At 69.9% G+C, this 16,480-nt stretch carries 15 protein-coding genes and 1 tRNA gene; 6 read left to right on the forward strand and 10 right to left on the reverse strand.

Annotated features, from left to right (window positions below):
• The 3 genes from GCN81_RS31205 to GCN81_RS31215 all read right to left on the reverse strand — a co-directional run bounded on the left by GCN81_RS31205 (position 1) and on the right by GCN81_RS31215 (position 4,066).
• A complete protein-coding gene (locus tag GCN81_RS31205) occupies positions 1-849 on the reverse strand; it encodes a GNAT family N-acetyltransferase (protein ID WP_156727889.1) in 849 nt (282 codons plus the stop codon).
• A 219-nt stretch (positions 850-1,068) separates the two neighbouring features.
• Positions 1,069-2,538: an aminopeptidase P family protein gene (locus GCN81_RS31210; RefSeq protein ID WP_156727890.1), complete on the reverse strand. Its 1,470-nt coding sequence runs from the start codon at positions 2,536-2,538 to the stop codon at positions 1,069-1,071.
• Positions 2,539-2,653: 115 nt separating this feature from the next.
• Positions 2,654-4,066 carry a PP2C family protein-serine/threonine phosphatase gene (locus tag GCN81_RS31215; RefSeq protein WP_407698038.1) on the reverse strand — a complete coding sequence of 471 codons (1,413 nt, stop codon included), beginning with the start codon at positions 4,064-4,066 and terminating at the stop codon, positions 2,654-2,656.
• 725 nt (positions 4,067-4,791) lie between these two features.
• Here GCN81_RS31215 and GCN81_RS31220 point away from each other — a divergent pair.
• Complete coding sequence (locus GCN81_RS31220) at positions 4,792-5,457, forward strand: bifunctional DNA primase/polymerase (RefSeq protein WP_156727892.1); 666 nt, start codon at positions 4,792-4,794, stop codon at positions 5,455-5,457.
• A gap of 111 nt (positions 5,458-5,568) precedes the next feature.
• A complete protein-coding gene (locus GCN81_RS31225) occupies positions 5,569-6,171 on the forward strand; it encodes a hypothetical protein (RefSeq protein ID WP_156727893.1) in 603 nt (200 codons plus the stop codon).
• Positions 6,172-6,497: 326 nt separating this feature from the next.
• On the opposite strand, the gene GCN81_RS31230 is transcribed toward GCN81_RS31225, so the two are convergent.
• The 3 genes from GCN81_RS31230 to GCN81_RS31240 all read right to left on the reverse strand — a co-directional run bounded on the left by GCN81_RS31230 (position 6,498) and on the right by GCN81_RS31240 (position 9,264).
• Positions 6,498-7,478, reverse strand: coding sequence for a DUF5926 family protein (locus tag GCN81_RS31230; RefSeq protein WP_156727894.1), 981 nt, complete (start codon positions 7,476-7,478; stop codon positions 6,498-6,500).
• 198 nt (positions 7,479-7,676) lie between these two features.
• Complete coding sequence (locus GCN81_RS31235) at positions 7,677-8,369, reverse strand: ATP-binding protein (protein WP_156727895.1); 693 nt, start codon at positions 8,367-8,369, stop codon at positions 7,677-7,679.
• Positions 8,370-8,475: 106 nt separating this feature from the next.
• Positions 8,476-9,264, reverse strand: coding sequence for a glycerophosphodiester phosphodiesterase (locus GCN81_RS31240; protein ID WP_156727896.1), 789 nt, complete (start codon positions 9,262-9,264; stop codon positions 8,476-8,478).
• A gap of 154 nt (positions 9,265-9,418) precedes the next feature.
• Here GCN81_RS31240 and GCN81_RS31245 point away from each other — a divergent pair, with 154 nt between their 5' ends.
• The 4 genes from GCN81_RS31245 to GCN81_RS31260 all read left to right on the forward strand — a co-directional run bounded on the left by GCN81_RS31245 (position 9,419) and on the right by GCN81_RS31260 (position 11,793).
• Positions 9,419-10,930, forward strand: a complete 1,512-nt coding sequence (locus GCN81_RS31245; RefSeq protein ID WP_156727897.1) for a S1C family serine protease — start codon at positions 9,419-9,421, stop codon at positions 10,928-10,930.
• A 111-nt stretch (positions 10,931-11,041) separates the two neighbouring features.
• The gene (locus tag GCN81_RS31250) at positions 11,042-11,434 is read left to right on the forward strand and encodes a carboxymuconolactone decarboxylase family protein (protein ID WP_156727898.1); all 393 of its coding nucleotides are present in this window, start codon (positions 11,042-11,044) and stop codon (positions 11,432-11,434) included.
• Positions 11,435-11,437: 3 nt separating this feature from the next.
• Entirely contained in the window at positions 11,438-11,644 is a 207-nt protein-coding gene (locus GCN81_RS31255; protein ID WP_156727899.1) for a hypothetical protein, read from the forward strand.
• Between the two features lie 64 nt (positions 11,645-11,708).
• Positions 11,709-11,793: transfer RNA gene (locus GCN81_RS31260), tRNA-Ser, on the forward strand.
• A gap of 136 nt (positions 11,794-11,929) precedes the next feature.
• Here GCN81_RS31260 and GCN81_RS31265 read toward each other — a convergent pair.
• The 4 genes from GCN81_RS31265 to GCN81_RS31280 form a co-directional block, all read right to left on the reverse strand.
• Positions 11,930-13,345, reverse strand: a complete 1,416-nt coding sequence (locus GCN81_RS31265) for a tyrosine-type recombinase/integrase (protein WP_156727900.1) — start codon at positions 13,343-13,345, stop codon at positions 11,930-11,932.
• Positions 13,346-13,405: 60 nt separating this feature from the next.
• Positions 13,406-13,594 (reverse strand): helix-turn-helix transcriptional regulator, encoded by a 189-nt coding sequence (locus GCN81_RS31270; RefSeq protein ID WP_156728017.1) that lies wholly within the window; start codon positions 13,592-13,594, stop codon positions 13,406-13,408.
• Between the two features lie 477 nt (positions 13,595-14,071).
• Positions 14,072-15,547: an ATP-binding protein gene (locus GCN81_RS31275; protein WP_156727901.1), complete on the reverse strand. Its 1,476-nt coding sequence runs from the start codon at positions 15,545-15,547 to the stop codon at positions 14,072-14,074.
• Position 15,548: 1 nt separating this feature from the next.
• The gene (locus GCN81_RS31280) at positions 15,549-16,442 is read right to left on the reverse strand and encodes a bifunctional DNA primase/polymerase (RefSeq protein ID WP_156727902.1); all 894 of its coding nucleotides are present in this window, start codon (positions 16,440-16,442) and stop codon (positions 15,549-15,551) included.
• Positions 16,443-16,480 lie beyond the last annotated feature (38 nt).

Here is a 16,480-nt window from a genome sequence, read left to right on the forward strand (position 1 = left end):
TCACCGTTCGTCTCCCTCCCCGAGGCCGAGGAAGTAGCGCCGGTACCGGTCGTTGACGCGGTCCATCGGGAGCAGGACGTAGAAGTCGGCCACGCCGAACTCCGGGTCGTGCGCGGGCGCCCCGCATATCCAGGCGCCGAGCCGCAGATAGCCGCGCAGCAACGGCGGCAGCTCCGCGTAGCTCGCCGCCCGGTCGTCCAGCGCCGCGGCCACCGCCGCGTCCGGCTGCCACGGCCGCAGCGGACGCACCCGCAGCTCGGGCGGGGCCGCGTGCCGGGTCTCGCCGAGCCGCCAGGCGCTGGTCGCGGCCCGCCCGCCGTCGTCCAGCGAGACCGAGGCACAGCCCGCCAGATAGCCGTGCCCGGACAGCAGGACATAGCGGGCCAGTGCCGACCACATCAGGTTGATCACCGACCCGTCGCGATGGTCAGGGTGCACACAGGAGCGGCCCGCCTCCACCAGGTGCGGGCGGATCGCGTCGAGCGACGACAGCGCGAACTCACCTTCCGAGTAGAGGTGCTCGCTGCGGCCGGGCGGCAGCAGCCGGTAGGTGCCGACCACCTCGCCGCTGCCGGTCTCGGTGGCGATCAGGTGGTCGGCGACGGCGTCGAACGCGTCGATGTCGAGCCCGTCGACCGGCGTGTGCAGACGGGCCCCCAGCTCCTCGCCGAACACCTGGAAGCGCAGCCGCTGTGCGGCACGTACCTGGTCGGCGTGGTCGGCATGGCTGGCGACCGAGACGGTGTAGCTACGCGACGGCGTAGGTGTGGGCCCGGACGTGGGCGCGGGCGCGGGCCTGAACGTGGATGTGGATGTGGATGTGAACGTGGACAGGGCTGGACTGGGCATCGACGGACCTGCTCTCCAACGCTGAAGGGCCGCCGGGCCGGGCACCCGACGGAGCGAGCCCCTTCACGGTGCGCGCAGGGAGTGAACGCACCGCGGACACCCGGCGGCACTTATCCGGCGCTTACACCAAGGGCCGGGCACCTACACCAAGGGCCGGGCGCCACCCGTAGGTGTCGCCCGGCCCTTTCGGTGCGTGCGCGGGAAGCGTCAGCCCTTGAGTCAGCCCTTGAGGTCCGCCATCCACGCCTCGACCTCGTCCGCCCGACGCGGCAGCGCGCCCGACAGATTGCGGTTGCCGTCCTCGGTCACCAGGATGTCGTCCTCGATCCGGATGCCGATGCCGCGGTACTCCTCCGGCACCGTCAGATCGTCCGCCTGGAAGTACAGCCCCGGCTCGACGGTCAGGCACATGCCCGGCTCCAGCGTGCCGTCCACGTACGCCTCGGTGCGCGCGGCCGCGCAGTCGTGGACGTCCAGGCCGAGCATGTGGCCGGTGCCGTGCAGGGTCCAGCGGCGCTGCAGACCCAGCTCCAGGACGCGCTCGACCGGGCCCTCGACGAGGCCCCACTCGACCAGCTTCGTGGCCAGTACCTGCTGCGCGGCCTCGTGGAAGTCGCGGTACTTCGCGCCCGGCTTGACCGCCGCGATACCGGCCTCCTGGGCCTCGTACACGGCGTCGTAGATCGTGCGCTGGAGCTCGCTGAAACGGCCGTTGATCGGCAGCGTACGGGTGACGTCCGCGGTGTAGAGGGAGTGCGTCTCCACGCCCGCGTCCAGGAGCAGCAGGTCACCGGAGCGGACCGGGCCGTCGTTACGTACCCAGTGCAGCGTCGTGGCGTGCGGGCCCGCGGCGCAGATCGAGCCGTACCCGACGTCGTTGCCCTCCACGCGAGCACGGAGGAAGAACGTGCCCTCGATGTAGCGCTCGCTGGTGGCCTCGGCCTTGTCCAGGACGCGTACGACGTCCTCGAAGCCGCGCACCGTGGAGTCGACGGCCTTCTGTAGCTCGCCGATCTCGAACGCGTCCTTGACCGCGCGGGCCTCGGAGAGGAAGACCCGCAGCTCTTCGTCGAGCTCGGCGGTCACCTTGTCGGTCAGCGCCGTCTGGATTCCGGCGTCGTAGCCCCGTACGACACGGACCGGGCCCGTGGCGTCGGTCAGCAGCTGCGGCAGCTCGCGTACGTCGGCGGTGGCGATACCGAGCAGCTGCTCGGCCTCGGCCAGCGAGTTGCGGCGGCCGACCCACAGCTCGCCGTCGCCCTTCAGCCAGAACTCGCCGTTCTCGCGGTTGGAGCGGGGCAGTCGGTAGACCGTGGCCTGGTGGCCGCCGGTGGTGGGCTCCAGGACCAGGACGCTGTCCTCCGTCTGGTCGCCGGTGAGGTACGTGTACTCGACCGAGGAGCGGAAGGGGTACTCGGTGTCGTTGGAGCGGGTCTTCAGGTTGCCCGCGGGGATCACCAGGCGGTCGCCGGGAAAGCGCGCGGAGAGCGCGGCGCGGCGGCGCGCGGTGTGCTCGGCCTGCGCGATCGGCTCTAGATCGCGGAGCTCGGTGTCGGCCCAACCAGACTGCATGTTCTCGGCAAGCTCATCGGAAACGCCTGGGTACAGGCCGTTCTTGCGCTGCTTGATCGGCTGCTCCGCAGAGCCTTCCGGGGTCTCCGGGGCCTCTGGGTTGAGCTCGTCCGACACGACTGCCTCCTCGATACGACACTGGACCGCCTTCCATCGTAATTCGGTGGGCAAGACAGCCCTGTGGCATCAGCTGTGACGTGCGAGGAAGCGGCTAGAAGTCAGGAGTGACGAGTCAGTCAAAGCGGGCGGCGAGCAGCACGATGTCCTCCTGGCTGTCGGTGGCGTCCCGCCCGTCCGGCAGCACGGTGCGCAGGACGTGGTCCGCGATCGAGCCTGGATCGCCCCTGATCGACGCCGGCACACTCGCGGCCGCCGCGTGCAGCCGCGCGAAGGCCCGGTCCATGGCGTCGCCGGTACGGTGCAGCAGCCCGTCCGTGTACAGCAGCACCGTTTCTCCAGGCTCAAGAGCGAACTCCACGCTCGGCGCCTCCCAGCAGGCAAGCATCCCCAGCGGCGCCGACAGCGAGGTCTCCACGAACTCGGTGCGCCGCTCACCGATCACCAGCGGCGGCGCGTGGCCCGCACCGGCCAGCACGATCTTGCGCGGCCCGGGTTCGCAGTACGCGAAGAGCGCGGTGGCGCTGCGCGCGGGCTCGGTCAGCCGCAGCAGCAGCTCCAGGTCGGACAGAACGGCGACCGGGTCCTCGCCCTCCATCACGGCGTACGCCCGCAGAGACGCCCGTAGCCGCCCCATCGCCGCCACCGCGCTCGGGCCGGAACCGGTGACCGAGCCGACCGCCAGGCCGAGGGCGGCCTCCGGCAGCGGCAGCGCGTCGTACCAGTCGCCGCCGCCGCGCGGTCCCGTGCGGTGCCGGGCGGCGAGCTGCACCCCGGCCACTCGGGGCAGCCTGCTGGGCAGCAACTCCTCGGTGATGGTGGCGACCTTGCGGCGGGCCCGGTCCAGTTCGGTGAGCCGGGCCAGGTGCTCGGCGGCGTAGCGCGTGTACAGGCCGATGAGATGGCGCTGCCGCTCGCTGGGCTCGGCGGGTTCGTCGTACAGCCAGACCGCGGCGCCGAGCCGTGCCGCCACGGAGCCGCCCGCTGCCACGGAGCCGCCCGCCGCCATGGATCGGTCCGCCGCCTCGGATCGGTCCGCCGCCTCGGACCGGCCCGTCACCTCGGACCGGCCCGCAGCGTCGGTGGTCAGCGCCGTGGCGTAGCTCGCGGCGTAGCCGAGGCGGGCGGCGACCTCGCGGTGGCGGGGGTCGAGGCCGTCCTCGGAGAGCAGGTCGGGGCTGGCGATCTCGGTGCCGGTGTCCGGGAGTCCGTCGAGGATGCGGCCGTAGGAGGTGGCGCTGCGCGGGACGGTCTCGATGTGCCCGAGGTCGGCGTGCGCGAGGCCGAGGCCGATCGTGGTGTCCGGGCCCTGTCCGTCGGCGGGTTCGAGGACGATCAGACCGCGGCGGGCGCCGACCAGGGCGGCTCCGGCGCGCAGGATCTCCCGGAGCGCGTCGTCCAGGTCCGAGGTGCGGGCGAGTCGTTCGGTCAGCTCGTGCAGCGTCGTGAGATCGGAGACCCAGCCAGCGAGCCGATCTTGGAGTACGGCGACCGCGGGAGCCACGGTACCGACGGGGATGGGTGGCACGGCGGCTTCCGGAGGCTCCGCCGTTGGCGCCACAGTGTGTGCGGGGGGTGGAACCGTGGAATCGATTCCAGCCACTTTCGGAAGGTGCGGGGCGCTCATGATGATCGGCTTTCCGACCGGTGCGTATTGCCTGTACTGCCCAAAAGCATCGCAAACCCCCATGTCTTCTGCGGCGCTAGCAATGGCTCCACATCTACACGGCCTGGAGAGGGGATGTCCAGCATTGTCCTGCGGGGATTCCTTGTGTCAAGAGGTGTGAAAGAAACCTGAGAGGGCAAAGAGCAGGAAACCCAAGTTGGCGGAAAATGGCTTACGCTGACTACGCCTTGCGGTCGACTGGGCCCGCTCGACAGCGCGTCACGACGGCCGTGCAGGGTACGTACTGGTTTACGTACTGGTTGATGGCCAGGGGCAGTTGACGCTGGCCCTGAACAAGCCTGAACCAGCCTGAACCAGATGGCGAACCCGAACGTCTTAGAAGGCGAGGCCGTGTCCCAGCGGGCATGGCGGGATTCCGTACGTGGGATGGCAAGCGCCAGGCGCACGCCACCCGACGCCATGCCGCAAGAGGTACCAAGCTCAAGCTCGTACCACCCAAGCTGGACGATATCGAGACTCTCCGCGCCTTAAGGCTGGAGTGTGATCCGCTGACTTGTACGCACAGTGAACTCATGCACACAGGGTGTGTTGTGGCCCTCGGCGTTCAACGGAAAGGACGAGCGCTCATGCGCGAGATCCCCGGAAGGCGACGCAGGCTCCTGTCGAAGCGAGGCAGCGGGAGGCCTGACCTGATCGGCGCGGCCCTGACCTTCGCGACCGCGTGGCAGTGGCCCGTACTTCCCGGCGTGGGCCCCCGGCGCACCGGTTCGCCCGGCTGCGCCTGCCCGGACGCCGAGTGCGCGGTCCCCGGCGGCCACCCCTTCGACCCCGGGCTACTGGCCGCGACGACCGACGCGCGGATGGTCCGCTGGTGGTGGACCAACCGCCCCACCGCCCCGATCGTCCTGGCGACCGGCGGCCGCGGCCCGTGCGCCATCAGTCTCCCGTCCGGCGCGGCGGCCCAGGCGCTGGCCGAACTGCACAGCGGCGGCGTCCGGCTCGGCCCCGTCATCGCGGCACCCGACCGCTGGATGCTGCTGGTGGCCCCGTACTCCATGGAGCGGCTCGGCGAGCTGCTGTACGCCAAGGACTGGGTGCCCAGCTCCCTGCGCTTCCACAGCGAGGGCGGCTATGTGGTGCTGCCACCGTCGGAGGTCGCGCCGGGCCAGGTCCGCTGGGAGCGCGCGCCGCTGCCCGGCTCCGCCACTCCCTGGCTGCCGGACGTGGAGGCTGTGCTCGACGTTCTGGTCGAGACCCTCACTCGTACGGGTGTGAGCGCGCCCGAGTTCTAGGGCGTATGGGCGCGGGGCGCGCTGTGGGGGTGTGGTCCGCCGATAGGTTCAGCCTCACCTTTCCGGCGTTGAGTGACGGTTGAGCAGGTGGGTCCCTTGGAGCGAGCTCGTATGGCGGTGCTGACGGCCGCCGTGGCTTTGGCCGCCCTGCTGCCGCTGGCCGGGGCGGTCGCGGGGCAGACGGCGGGTGACGCGGCGGAGTCCGTACGGGCTGAGGAGTCCGTACGGGCCGGGGAAGCCGTACGGGCCGAGGAGTCCGTGAGGGCCAGGGAGCCCGTACGTGATCAACCCAAGGAGCCTGCCGGTCCCTTGGGCGCAGATGCCCTGGACGCCGATCCCTTGGACGCCGAACGCTGCGGACCCGAACTCGCCTCGCCTGACGGCGTCGAGGCGCAGACCTGCGTCCTGTTCGAGGGTGAGCGGACCTGGGCGCGTACGTACTACCGCAACGCGACAGGTGACGCGCTGCGTGCCGTGCTGGTCCTCATGGGGCCCGGCGGACGCACTGTGCAGACGCACTGCGCGGTGGCGGCCGGAGAGGAGCCAGGGGCCTGCGACACGCCCCGGGAACGAGTCACCGGCGAGCGGTCGGCCTATACCGCTATCGCGGAATTCGCGGCGCCTGAACGCGAGGCTTTGGATTCCGGTGCCGAGGGGGCCGAGAGCGGCGGCCAGTCGGAGCTTCTGCTCCGGGTGGGAAGCAACCCCGCCTGAGCGAACGGCCGTTGAGGATCAAGAAGGATCAGGGCCGGATCAAGAACAAACAAGGGCCCGGTCGCTGGCGACGGGGGATGCACCAGCGACCGGGCTATCTGAACGGTAACAAGAGATCGGCGGTTCGCAAATTCGATCTCGGCTATTCGGACACGGATTTACCTGTCCGGGTGGGGAGTTGTGACCGGAGTCATACGTCCCGCTGTGTCTGAGGTGTGCCCCCTGCCGGTCTTGCCGGGTCTCGCCGGGCGTTCCCGACCTGTCCGGAACAACGAACAGGTCCGTCCCCCTGGACGGACCTGTTCGAACGGGCGTACCCGGCGTCGTCAGCTGAGCGTCACCTGACGGTTGGTGAGTCCGCCGCGCGCCCGCCGCTCGTCGGCGGTGAGCGGGGCCTCACTGGTCAGAGCCCCGGCCAGGCGCTCGGCGAAGGCGGCGGCGGGCGCCTCGACATCCGCGGCGCGCACCTCGCTCGGCAGGTCCCAGACCGGCACCATCAGCCCGTGCGCCCGGAAGGAGCCGACCAGCCGGGTGCCGTCGCCGAGGCTCGACTCGCCCGCCGCGTGCAGTCGGGCCAGCGCGTCGAGGAGCTGCTCCTCAGGGTGCGGCATAACCCAGCGCAAATGGTTCTTCTCCGGGGTCTCGCACCAGTAAGCGGCGTCGACACCAGACAATTTGACGGTCGGGATGGCCGCGGCGTTCGCCCGCTCCAAAGAGGCTGAAACCTCAGGGGTCGCGTTCTCCGAGTCGGGCACCCAGAACGCGAAACCGTCATGAACGACCGGCTCGAAAACGCCCGTCGGATCGAGCAGATCCTGCAACCGAGGACCGTCGGCCGGGACGCGGCGGGCCGCGACCGGAGTACCGGGCTCGGCATCCAGCGCGCGCTGGAGGGTGTCGGCGAGGTCGCGGCTGAGGTCGCCCGACGCGGTGTCGTTCTGCAAACCGATGAGCACCGAGCCGTCGTCACGACGCAGGGCGGGCCAGGCCATCGGCAGCACCGTGGCGAGGGTGACCGACGGGACGCCGTCCGGGAGCTTGTCCTTCAGCGGGAGTTCAACGGTGGCGGCCGGGACCAGCTCGCGCAGCGCGACCCAGTCGCACTCACCCGCCAGCCCCTCGAAGGGGCGGTGCACCAGCTCGGTCACCGCGTGCGCGGCGGCCCGGCCGTGGCAGGCCTTGTAGCGGCGGCCGGAGCCGCAGGGGCAGGGTTCGCGGGCGCCGACGACCGGGATCTCGCCGCTGCTGATCTGCGGCGCGCTCTGCGGCTTGCCCTTGCCCTTGGTCTGGGGGCGCTTCTTGGCCATGGTGGCTGTCTCCCGGTTACGGCTCACTGCGTACGGGCGCGAGCCTATCCGCTCGTACGGGAAGAGCAGCCATCGCCGGGGCGGCGCGGGCGGGGCGGTCCACCGGGGCGGTCCACGGGGACGCCACGGGGCCTCCGTCGAGGACGGACCGCAGCTCAGACGGTTCAGATGGCTCACCGTGAAGGACCGGGGCAGCCGTCAGCTGAGATCCTCGAAGGGATCCGCGAACTGCAGCTCGGCGGCGGCGATGGCCGAGGGACTCGCGACGCGCGTAGCGAAATCGTCATGGCGGTTCCCGGCAGCGATGACCACCCAGACGGTGACTTCGCCGGGGGCGTCGTCGCGTACGCCCCAGTCCTCGGCGAGCGCCTTGATGATGTTGAGCCCACGGCCGCCGCGCGCGGTGACCGAGGGCGTGGCCGGAACCGGTCGGGTGGGACCACCGCCGTCCGTCACTTCCACCGTCAGCCGACCCGCGTCGTCCACGCGCCAGGCGGCCCGCACATCGCCGTCATCGACGGTCGCGCCGCTGCCGTTGCGGTTGTCGCCGTTGTGGCTGCTGCCGTTATTGCTGCTGTTGCCGCTGTTGCCGCTGTTGCTGCTCCTGAGCGGCCTGCCATGCCGACAGGCGTTGCTGAGCAGCTCGGACAGAACGAGAACGGCGTCGTCGATCACCGAATCCGGCACCCTGCTGATACGCAACTCATCACGCATCCGGTGTCTTGCCTGCCCGACGCCCGCAGGGCCATGGAGTACGGCCATGCTCGAAGACGCGGGCACCTCCTGTGCCACCACCAACGCCACCCCCGAGACCTCCTTTGCCCCACGCCACGGTGTGAATGCCCCGATGAACTGGGCCGGAAACCGCCCCACGCATGCCTGGTGACGCACTCGTCACGATCGAACACGGACCGAACGCGCCGGGGCACTCTGCGTGAGTGACACGAGGTTGAATTGTGGCGCCGGTCACGCACCACGGCCCACACGACCTAGGCCCCTAGCGGCCGAGCTGGCGTAGCACCTCGCGCGGCCGGTTGGTGATGACCGCGTCGATGCCGAGCTGGGCGCAGAGCTCCACGTCCGCGGGATCGTCGACGGTCCACACATGGACCTGGTGACCGGCGCGCTGCAACCGCTCGATGAAGGCGGGGTGATTGCGTACGATCCGCATCCCAGGGCCCGCGATGCTGACCCCCTCCGGCAGTCGGCCGTCGCGCAGCCGCGGCGTCACGAACTGCATCAGGTAGACGACCGGGAGGGTGGGGGTCGCGGCACGGACGCGGTGCAGCGAACGCGCCGAGAAGCTCATGATCCGTACGGGAGACTCCGCGGGGGTCGCCGGGGCGTCCAGGCCGAAGCGCTTGAGCAGGTGCAGCAGCCGTTCCTCGACCTGCCCCGCCCAGCGGGTGGGGTGCTTGGTCTCGATGGCCAGCTCGACCCGGCGGCCCGCGTCGGCGACGAGCTCAAGCAGCCGCTCCAGGGTGAGGACAGAGGTGTCCTCCCAGTCCGGGCCGTCCTCACGGTTCTTCCAGGAACCGAAGTCCAGCGCGGCGAGATCGGCGAGCTCCAGGGCCGAGACGGCGCCGCGGCCGTTCGACGTGCGGTTGACGCGACGGTCGTGTACGCAGACGAGATGGCCGTCCGCGGTCAGCCGTACATCGCATTCGAGGGCGTCGGCGCCGTCCTCGATGGCCTTCTTGTACGCGGTGAGGGTGTGCTCGGGCGCGTCTTCGGACGCGCCCCGGTGAGCGATGACTTGCGGGAGGTTCTGTGGAGCGGAGGTCACGGCGTCATGGTGTCACCCTTGGGAGTGCGGGGTGGATGGGGCGGGTGGTAACCCGGGCGGCGGACGCACAGGCGCCGCTTATGGTGCTCTGACGCCCGGTGGGAAAAGCTGATGGAGTACTGGAGACAGCGTCGCGGACCGAGGAGAGAAAGCTGTGAGCACCGAACACGAGGACAAGGACAACGCGGTACCGCCCGCCCCGTCCGCACCTCCTGTGCCACCGGCCGCGGACACTCCCGAGCCCGAGCCTGAGCCCGAGGCGCCGAACGCGCCAGAGCCGCCGCGGGCCGCGCCCGAGGCCGCGCCCGCCGCGCACGCCGCGCCTGAGGCGGCGACCAACGCGGCCGGAGTCCCCCAGCCACCCAGCGCTATGGGACCCGCCGCTACGGGACCCAACGCAGCGGGAGCCGTTTGGCCACCCGCACCCCCCACCCTGCCCGCCTACGCCCACAGCGGCGTCGGCGGCGCCGGTGGCGGGGGAGGAGGCCACGAGTGGGGCGCCTCCTACCACCCGCCCCAGCCGTCCGGCCCGGGCCGGGGCAGGGGCGGCCTCGTCGCCGCAGTACTGGCCGCCGCCCTGATCGCGGGCGGAGTAGGCGGCGGCATCGGCTACTGGGCAGCCGAGCGCACCGACAGCTCCACCAGCACGTCCACGACCGTCTCCGCCTCGCAGACCCCGGCCGACCTCAAGCGCGAGCCGGGCTCGGTCGCGGACATCGTGGCCAAGGCGCTGCCCAGCGTCGTCACCATCGACGCCCAGGGCGGCGGTGGCGCGGGCGAAGCGGAAGGCGGCACAGGCACCGGCTTCGTCTACGACAAAGAGGGCCACATCCTCACCAACAACCACGTCGTGGCATCCGCGGCCGACGGCGGCAGGGTTTCGGTGACGTTCTCCGACGGCAAGAAGTACGACGCCGAGGTGGTCGGCCGAGCCCAGGGCTACGACGTCGCCGTACTCAAGCTGAAGAACGGCAGGGGTGACCTTGCCCCGCTCCCCCTCGGCGACTCCGACAAGGTGGCCGTAGGCGACGACTCCATCGCGATCGGCGCCCCCTTCGGCCTCTCCAACACCGTCACCACCGGCATCGTCAGCGCCAAGAACCGCCCGGTGTCCTCCAGCGACGGCACGGGCACCAGCAAGAACTCGTACATGAGCGCCCTGCAGACCGACGCCTCGATCAACCCGGGCAACTCCGGCGGCCCGCTCCTCGACTCCCGCGGCGCGGTCATCGGCGTCAACTCCGCCATCCAGTCCACCCGGGGCGGCATCGGCGGCGGCCCGGCGGGCTCGATCGGCCTGGGCTTCGCGATCCCGATCAACCAGGCGAAGAACGTCGCCCAGCAGCTGATCAAGACGGGCAAGGCCGTCTACCCGATGATCGGCGCCTCGGTCTCCACGCAGGAGAACGCCCGCGACGGCGCCCGCATCCCGGAACGGGGCGTCGACAACAGCGACCCGATCCTCAACGGCGGCCCCGCCGACAAGGCGGGCCTCGAGCCCGGCGACCTGATCACCAAGCTGGGCGACCGCCCGATCGACAGCGGCCCCACCCTGATCAGCGAGATCTGGACGTACCAGCCGGGAGACGAGGTCGAGCTCACGTACGAGCGCGACGGCAAGGAGCGCACGGTCGAGCTGGTCCTGGAAAGCAAGGACGAGAGCTGACCAGACCTGACCTGAGCTGATCCCGGACCGGACCCGGTCGCCTTCCAATGTGAGCTGCGTCACACTGGAAGGGTCTGAGAATCCGATCGAGGAGAGAGGAAGTGGTCAGCGATGCCTGGCCGCAGCCGCCCGGAAGTCGAGTCGGAGATCAAGGAAACCCTGGGTCTCGTACCGCACTTCTTCGCGGACATCCCCGACGATCTCCTGGACGCCGAGTGGGAGATCTTCAAGAAGCTGGAACTCGGCGAGACGCTGATCCCGAACAAGTACAAGGAACTGATCGGGATCGCCCTGCACTCCGAGACGAAGTGCCGCTACTGCACCCTCTTCCACACGGAGGCCGCAAAGCTGTTCGGGGCCACGGATGAGGAGATCCAGGAAGCCGTGCACTACGCGAAGAACAGCCTCGGCTGGAGCGCGTACCTCAACGGCATGCGTGAGGACTACGACGACTTCGCCCGTGAGCTGGAGCAGATCAAGTCCTACCTGGCGTCGCAGGGCTGACCGATGCAACTGGAGTGGGCCCGACCCGGGGTGCTTCGCGCGACCGCCCATGTCTACGAGTTCTCCGCCCTGGTGGCCGCCGCCCGCCATGTGGCCGAGTCCGCTCCCTCCGAGATCCCCCCAGAGGCCCTGGACCACCTGCGCGCCGTCCTGGCCGACTACGACACCGAGACGCAGCGCCTGAGGCCGCAACGCCCCAACCCCACCTGACCCACACGCCACCGCCCAAGGCCGGTACGCTGTACCCGCTCCGCCCTGAGTGGGCGGCGAGCGAGGTGGGTTGCCCGAGCGGCCTAAGGGAACGGTCTTGAAAACCGTCGTGGCGCGAGTCACCGTGGGTTCAAATCCCACACCCACCGCAGCAGGTCAGAGACCTTGCAGGTCAGAAGGGGTGCCCCTCAGCGAGGGGCACCCCTTCTTTGCTCACCCTGTCTCACCCTGACTCGCCGGTATCCCAGTTCTGACCAGTGCGTATGGGCCATCTGTGGGCCAGGATCAGGGCTTGTCCCCCTCGTCGAGCGCGCGAGAGATCAGGTCGTTGGAGTGCTCCTGACCGCCCTTGAGGATCTTCGCGTAGAAGCGGTACAGCACGGCGATGCTGTGGCCAGCGCGAGCAGCGACCTCCGCCGGGTCCACGCCCGACTTGATCCAGAGGGAAACGCCCGCGTGGCGCAGGGAGTACGGCACTGCCGCGAGCGCGGACTTGGCCTCGGCAGGAGAGAGCACAGCGCCTCGCGCCTTCTCCCAAAGGTCGCAGTACTCCGTGGAGGCCACCCGTCCTCCCCGCGCCGCCCGGAACAGTCGGCCGTCGTCGGCTGTACCGTACCGGGCGATGTGCTCTCGGAGCAGGTGCACGAGAACGGGCGGGATTGGCACGCTTCGCGTCGCGCCGCGCTTACGCCGCTTGAGACCCCGGGTCTCGTACGACGTTCCGTCATCTGTCCAGCCGCCACCTACTTCCGGGCGGCTCTCTCCGAGCAGCAGCTCGCCCCACTCCTTGACAGACTCCGGCGAGTTGGGCGGCAGGGTGCAGTCCGATTCCTTGAGTGCGACGATCTCGCCGGGCCGCATAGCCGCGTAGTAGAGGCACCCGAAGAATGCATGGAGGTGCTCGCCTCGAGGTCCAGAATCGCGGACAGCTCCGAGCAAGGCACGTGCCTTGCTCGGGCCCGGTACGTAGCGGAAATCGATCGCGTCGTCACTTTCGGGCGGTGTCCAATCCACGCGGGGCAGCGGGTTCGCCGTGAGTAGCCCCCTCTCCTCAACCGTGTAACGGAGCACGTTGCTCAGAACCATGCGCTTGCGCCTGACCGTGTTCTCAGCGGCCTTGCCCCCGTCCAGCCTGAGCGAGAGAGCTTCTAGGGCGGGACGTAGAAGCGTGGGGTCCTCCAAGGCCTTGACCTTGATGGAGTGGGCGGCGATCCACTCAAGGGCCGCGCGGATGTCCGAGGGCGGTTCTTCGGCGGTGTGACGCGCGACCCAGGTTCCTTCCGGGTCTCGCACCGCCCGGAACGCCCACTGGTAGAGGGCATCACGCAGCACGGTCGAGCGGGGTGCGCCCCGCTTGCTAGTGACGAGAGCAGGGGTCACGACCGCGAGCGACTCCGCGATGCTCGCCCGGTGCTTGGCGGCGGCTTGAGGCCACTTCATGAGGACGTACTCCGTGACGTGCTCGTACCAGGAAGGGGAATTGCGGGCCGTCAACTCGCCCTCAGGGAGCCCCGTTTCCTCGTCGAATTGCTGGCGGTCGCGAAGAGCGGCCATCAACTGCGACTGACGACCTTCCGCTTGGGTCTTGAGTTTGAAGCTGCGTGAGTGGGCCTGCTCGCCCACGCGCCAACGCAGTTCCCAAGGCTTCGGACGCCCCTTGCGCTTACGAATGGACCAGAAATCGACGTCGTACGTGAGCATGTCCCTCCAGACAGAACGAGGGGCCCGCGCTCGGCGCGGGCCCCGGTGAAGCGGAATGATCTACGCGGTGTTCTCTTCGCAGCGCGCCCACCAGGCGTCCAGGTCAGCTCGGCTGACGCGGAGTTCACCGTTCGGGAGCTTGTGGAGGCGGGGGGCTTGGCCGCGGGCACGCATCCGGTAGAAGGCGGCGCGGCTCATGTCGATCTCTTCGAGGACTTCGGCAAGTTTGAGCTTCTTGGGGCGTGCCACGGTCGACTCCTTCGAGGCTTCGGTCATGGCGGGGCTCTTGGCCCCGTTCGCAGGATGGCGAGCCCTTGCGGGCCTCGTATGTGTCCGAGGTGTGGATTTCTGCGTCACCGCGTCATCTGTGTCACCTGTGGGGTCTGACCTGGGGTTTTGAGTGACGCAGAGAGGTCAGGGCCGCGTCACCGGTGACGCGGGTGACGCGCGGTGACGCAGCTATCAGCCGTCTGCGTCACCGCTGTAGCAGCAGGTCAGGGGTTGTTTTCCGTCCCGTGGTGACGCAGGTGACGCAGGGTCTCTTCTCTTCGGACAAAAGAGAGGGTGGGTGTCTGCTTGTAGTGCGCGCTCTCAAGCGCGAAGAGCGAAGAAGGAGCCGCTTCGCGGCACGACCATCGCGCGGCGGCAAGCCGCCGAACAGCAAGAGGAGCACATCGCGCGCGGCGTGCTCTTCTTGCTTGTCCGGACGGCCCCTGACGCCGCAGGTCAGAACACCTGCTCTTGCTCGGGCGCGGGCGGGGCGGACGGTCGGCTCATTTCGATGTAGCGGGCCGTGTTGGTGCGTCCCCAGTCGATGAGGACGCCGCGGGCGGCGAGCGTCGGCTGGAGGCGCTTGAGACGGTCGGAGAGGACCTTGCCGGTGGTGGGCCAGCCCTTGGGCAGGGGACGGCAGTCTTCGCCGCTGTAGAGGCGGGTGAGGCCATGCAGCCACTCAGCAGAGGTCATCCGTTCCTCTGCGCACGCATTGAGGCTGGCGGCGTGCTGGAGCACGGTTTGCGCGAGGAGGTCGCCCTCGATGACGTCGTCGTTGAGGTCGTCCAGGCTGGCCCGGTACGCGGTGAGCGCACCCAGGCCGGTCGCCGCGTCGAACTGCGCGCACAGGTGCGCGAAGTCCGCCATGCGCAGGTCAGTGGGAATGTCGGCCTCGGCCGCGCGGACCTTGACCGTGAGGTCGAGGAGCGAGCCGAGGACGATGGGCAGGATCTCTTCGTACTCCGCCCACAGCTCCGCCTCGGTGCGCCGGACCTTGGGCCGTTCCAGGCGTAGCGGGAGGAGGCGCTCGGCGAGGTCGGGGCGGATGACGCCGACGTCGATGCCGGTCATGAGCAGGGGGCGGCGGTAGCGGGAGCGGACCACGTCGCCGTCGGTGTAGAGCGCGCGCTTGATGTTCTCGGCGCCGGTGACGATGCAGCACATGGCGTCGGAGAGGTCTGTGCCCAGGTGGGAGAGGTTGTCCAGGGCGGTGACCCATCCGGCGGCCACGGCCGCGATCAGGTTCTCCTCGTCCTTCGGTGGGCGGCGCAGGTCGCCGCTCATGCCCTCGATGATCCGCATGAGCATGCGCCCGCTCGTGGACTTGCCCGCGCCCTGGGGGCCGGTGAGGAAGGGGGCGGGTACGGGTGCGGACGGTCCGAGGCAGCCGATGAGCCAGACGAGGGCCAGGCATTCGGTCTCCGCGGTGGCGTAGTTGGACAGCCGTAGCAGGAGGTCGATGCCCTTGCCGTCGGTGTCCTTGGCGGGCAGGGGGAGTTCGCCGGTGAGCTGGGTGCGGCGCCAGCACACCTCTTGCGGGTCGGGGGTGCGGATGTCCCAGCCGGTGGGGTGGATGCGGACGGATTTCCCGTCGGTGCGGCCCAGGTCCAGCCAGGTCGCGCCGTCGAACCCGGGCGCGACACGGATGTGCACTTGCTGTACGTCCTGGTTCATCGCGAGGGCTTCGATCAAGTCCAACGCCTCCTTGAGCGCGGTGCCGTTGAACACGCCGTGTCCGTCGTGGAAGAGGCCGACCATGAGTTCTTGCCGGTGACTGCCTGAGGTGCCCTGGGAGCGGATCGGGCGGGCCACGGGGTGTCCGTTCTTCTGCGCGTACACGGTGCCGTCGGCGGTGCGGAAGTACCGGAAGTGCTGCTGTGCGTAGTCCGCGATGACCTCGCGGGCCGGGGTCTTTTCGTCCTCGGACATGTCACAGTCCCAACCTGGTCCGGGCGTTGGCCCACGCGTCGGTGCAGTGCCGCGGCGATTCGCCCTTGGCCTGCGAGGCGGTGAACAGGCGCGCAATGTGGGCCTCGGTGAGGCAGCCGCACCGGCCATGTGTGGACAGCACGGCGAGGAACGTGCGGTAGACGGTGGCGTGCACCGCGTCGCGGGCCTCGGCGATGCGCTGCTCGGCCATAGCGATGCCACGCTCCAGATAGGCGGGCGTGCGGTGACGGCACTCCCCGCCCCGGGCCGGGGTGGGCGCGGGGGTGGCGTGTGGCGCGGGCCGGGCCGCAGGGGGTTTCTTCGCGGCCAGCGCGCGCACGGCGTTGGGCAGCGCCGTCGTGGTGCCGGTGCCGGTGCCGGGACCGAGCCAGCGGGCGTAGGCCATCGTGGACTTGATATCCACGCCCGGCCGTACGGCGTTGGAGGACTGCATCGCACCGAGGTAGAGCCAGTGTTCGCCACGGGTGGTGGGGACGGTCTGTGTGGCGGGCAGGTTCTCGCGGGCCCAGGTGATGGCGTCGGCGTTGTCCAGGTCGACGACCGTCAGCCCCGCCCCGCCCGGGTGATAGGCGACCGCAGTGGCCTGTACCCACGCGCGGCGCCAGATGCCGGAGCTGATGATGTCCGGGTCGGTGGTGGCGGCGGCCCATGCGTGGCAGGGCGCCGGGCAGGTGCAGGGGCCGGGGGTCTTCATGTTCGGTCGGCCGCCGCACACGTTGTCGGCGCAGCGGCGGCAGTTGCCGAACGGCACCTTCCCGGCCCGCAACGGCAGTACCGGCACGCCGGACGCGGCGAGGTCCAGCGCGGTGCGCTGGCGTTCGTTCAGGCCTTCACCACCGGCGGGTACTCGCCGGGTGTCGGTGGGTTGGGTCATGCTGGAGACCTCCACAGGTCAGTTGATGGGCAGGTGGA

The organism is Streptomyces apocyni (genome assembly GCF_009739465.1).
In the GTDB taxonomy this organism is placed as follows: Bacteria; Actinomycetota; Actinomycetes; order Streptomycetales; family Streptomycetaceae; genus Streptomyces; species Streptomyces apocyni.

Bases quoted from the DNA above. Each gene is read 5' to 3' on its own strand.
- GCN81_RS31280 (WP_156727902.1), bottom strand. From the start codon at position 16,442: ATGACCCAACCCACCGACACCCGGCGAGTACCCGCCGGTGGTGAAGGC.
- GCN81_RS31220 (WP_156727892.1), top strand. From the start codon at position 4,792: ATGCGCGAGATCCCCGGAAGGCGACGCAGGCTCCTGTCGAAGCGAGGC.
- GCN81_RS31250 (WP_156727898.1), top strand. From the start codon at position 11,042: ATGCCTGGCCGCAGCCGCCCGGAAGTCGAGTCGGAGATCAAGGAAACC.
- GCN81_RS31265 (WP_156727900.1), bottom strand. From the start codon at position 13,345: ATGCTCACGTACGACGTCGATTTCTGGTCCATTCGTAAGCGCAAGGGG.
- GCN81_RS31255 (WP_156727899.1), top strand. From the start codon at position 11,438: ATGCAACTGGAGTGGGCCCGACCCGGGGTGCTTCGCGCGACCGCCCAT.
- GCN81_RS31230 (WP_156727894.1), bottom strand. From the start codon at position 7,478: ATGGCCAAGAAGCGCCCCCAGACCAAGGGCAAGGGCAAGCCGCAGAGC.
- GCN81_RS31205 (WP_156727889.1), bottom strand. From the start codon at position 849: ATGCCCAGTCCAGCCCTGTCCACGTTCACATCCACATCCACATCCACG.
- GCN81_RS31275 (WP_156727901.1), bottom strand. From the start codon at position 15,547: ATGTCCGAGGACGAAAAGACCCCGGCCCGCGAGGTCATCGCGGACTAC.
- GCN81_RS31225 (WP_156727893.1), top strand. From the start codon at position 5,569: ATGGCGGTGCTGACGGCCGCCGTGGCTTTGGCCGCCCTGCTGCCGCTG.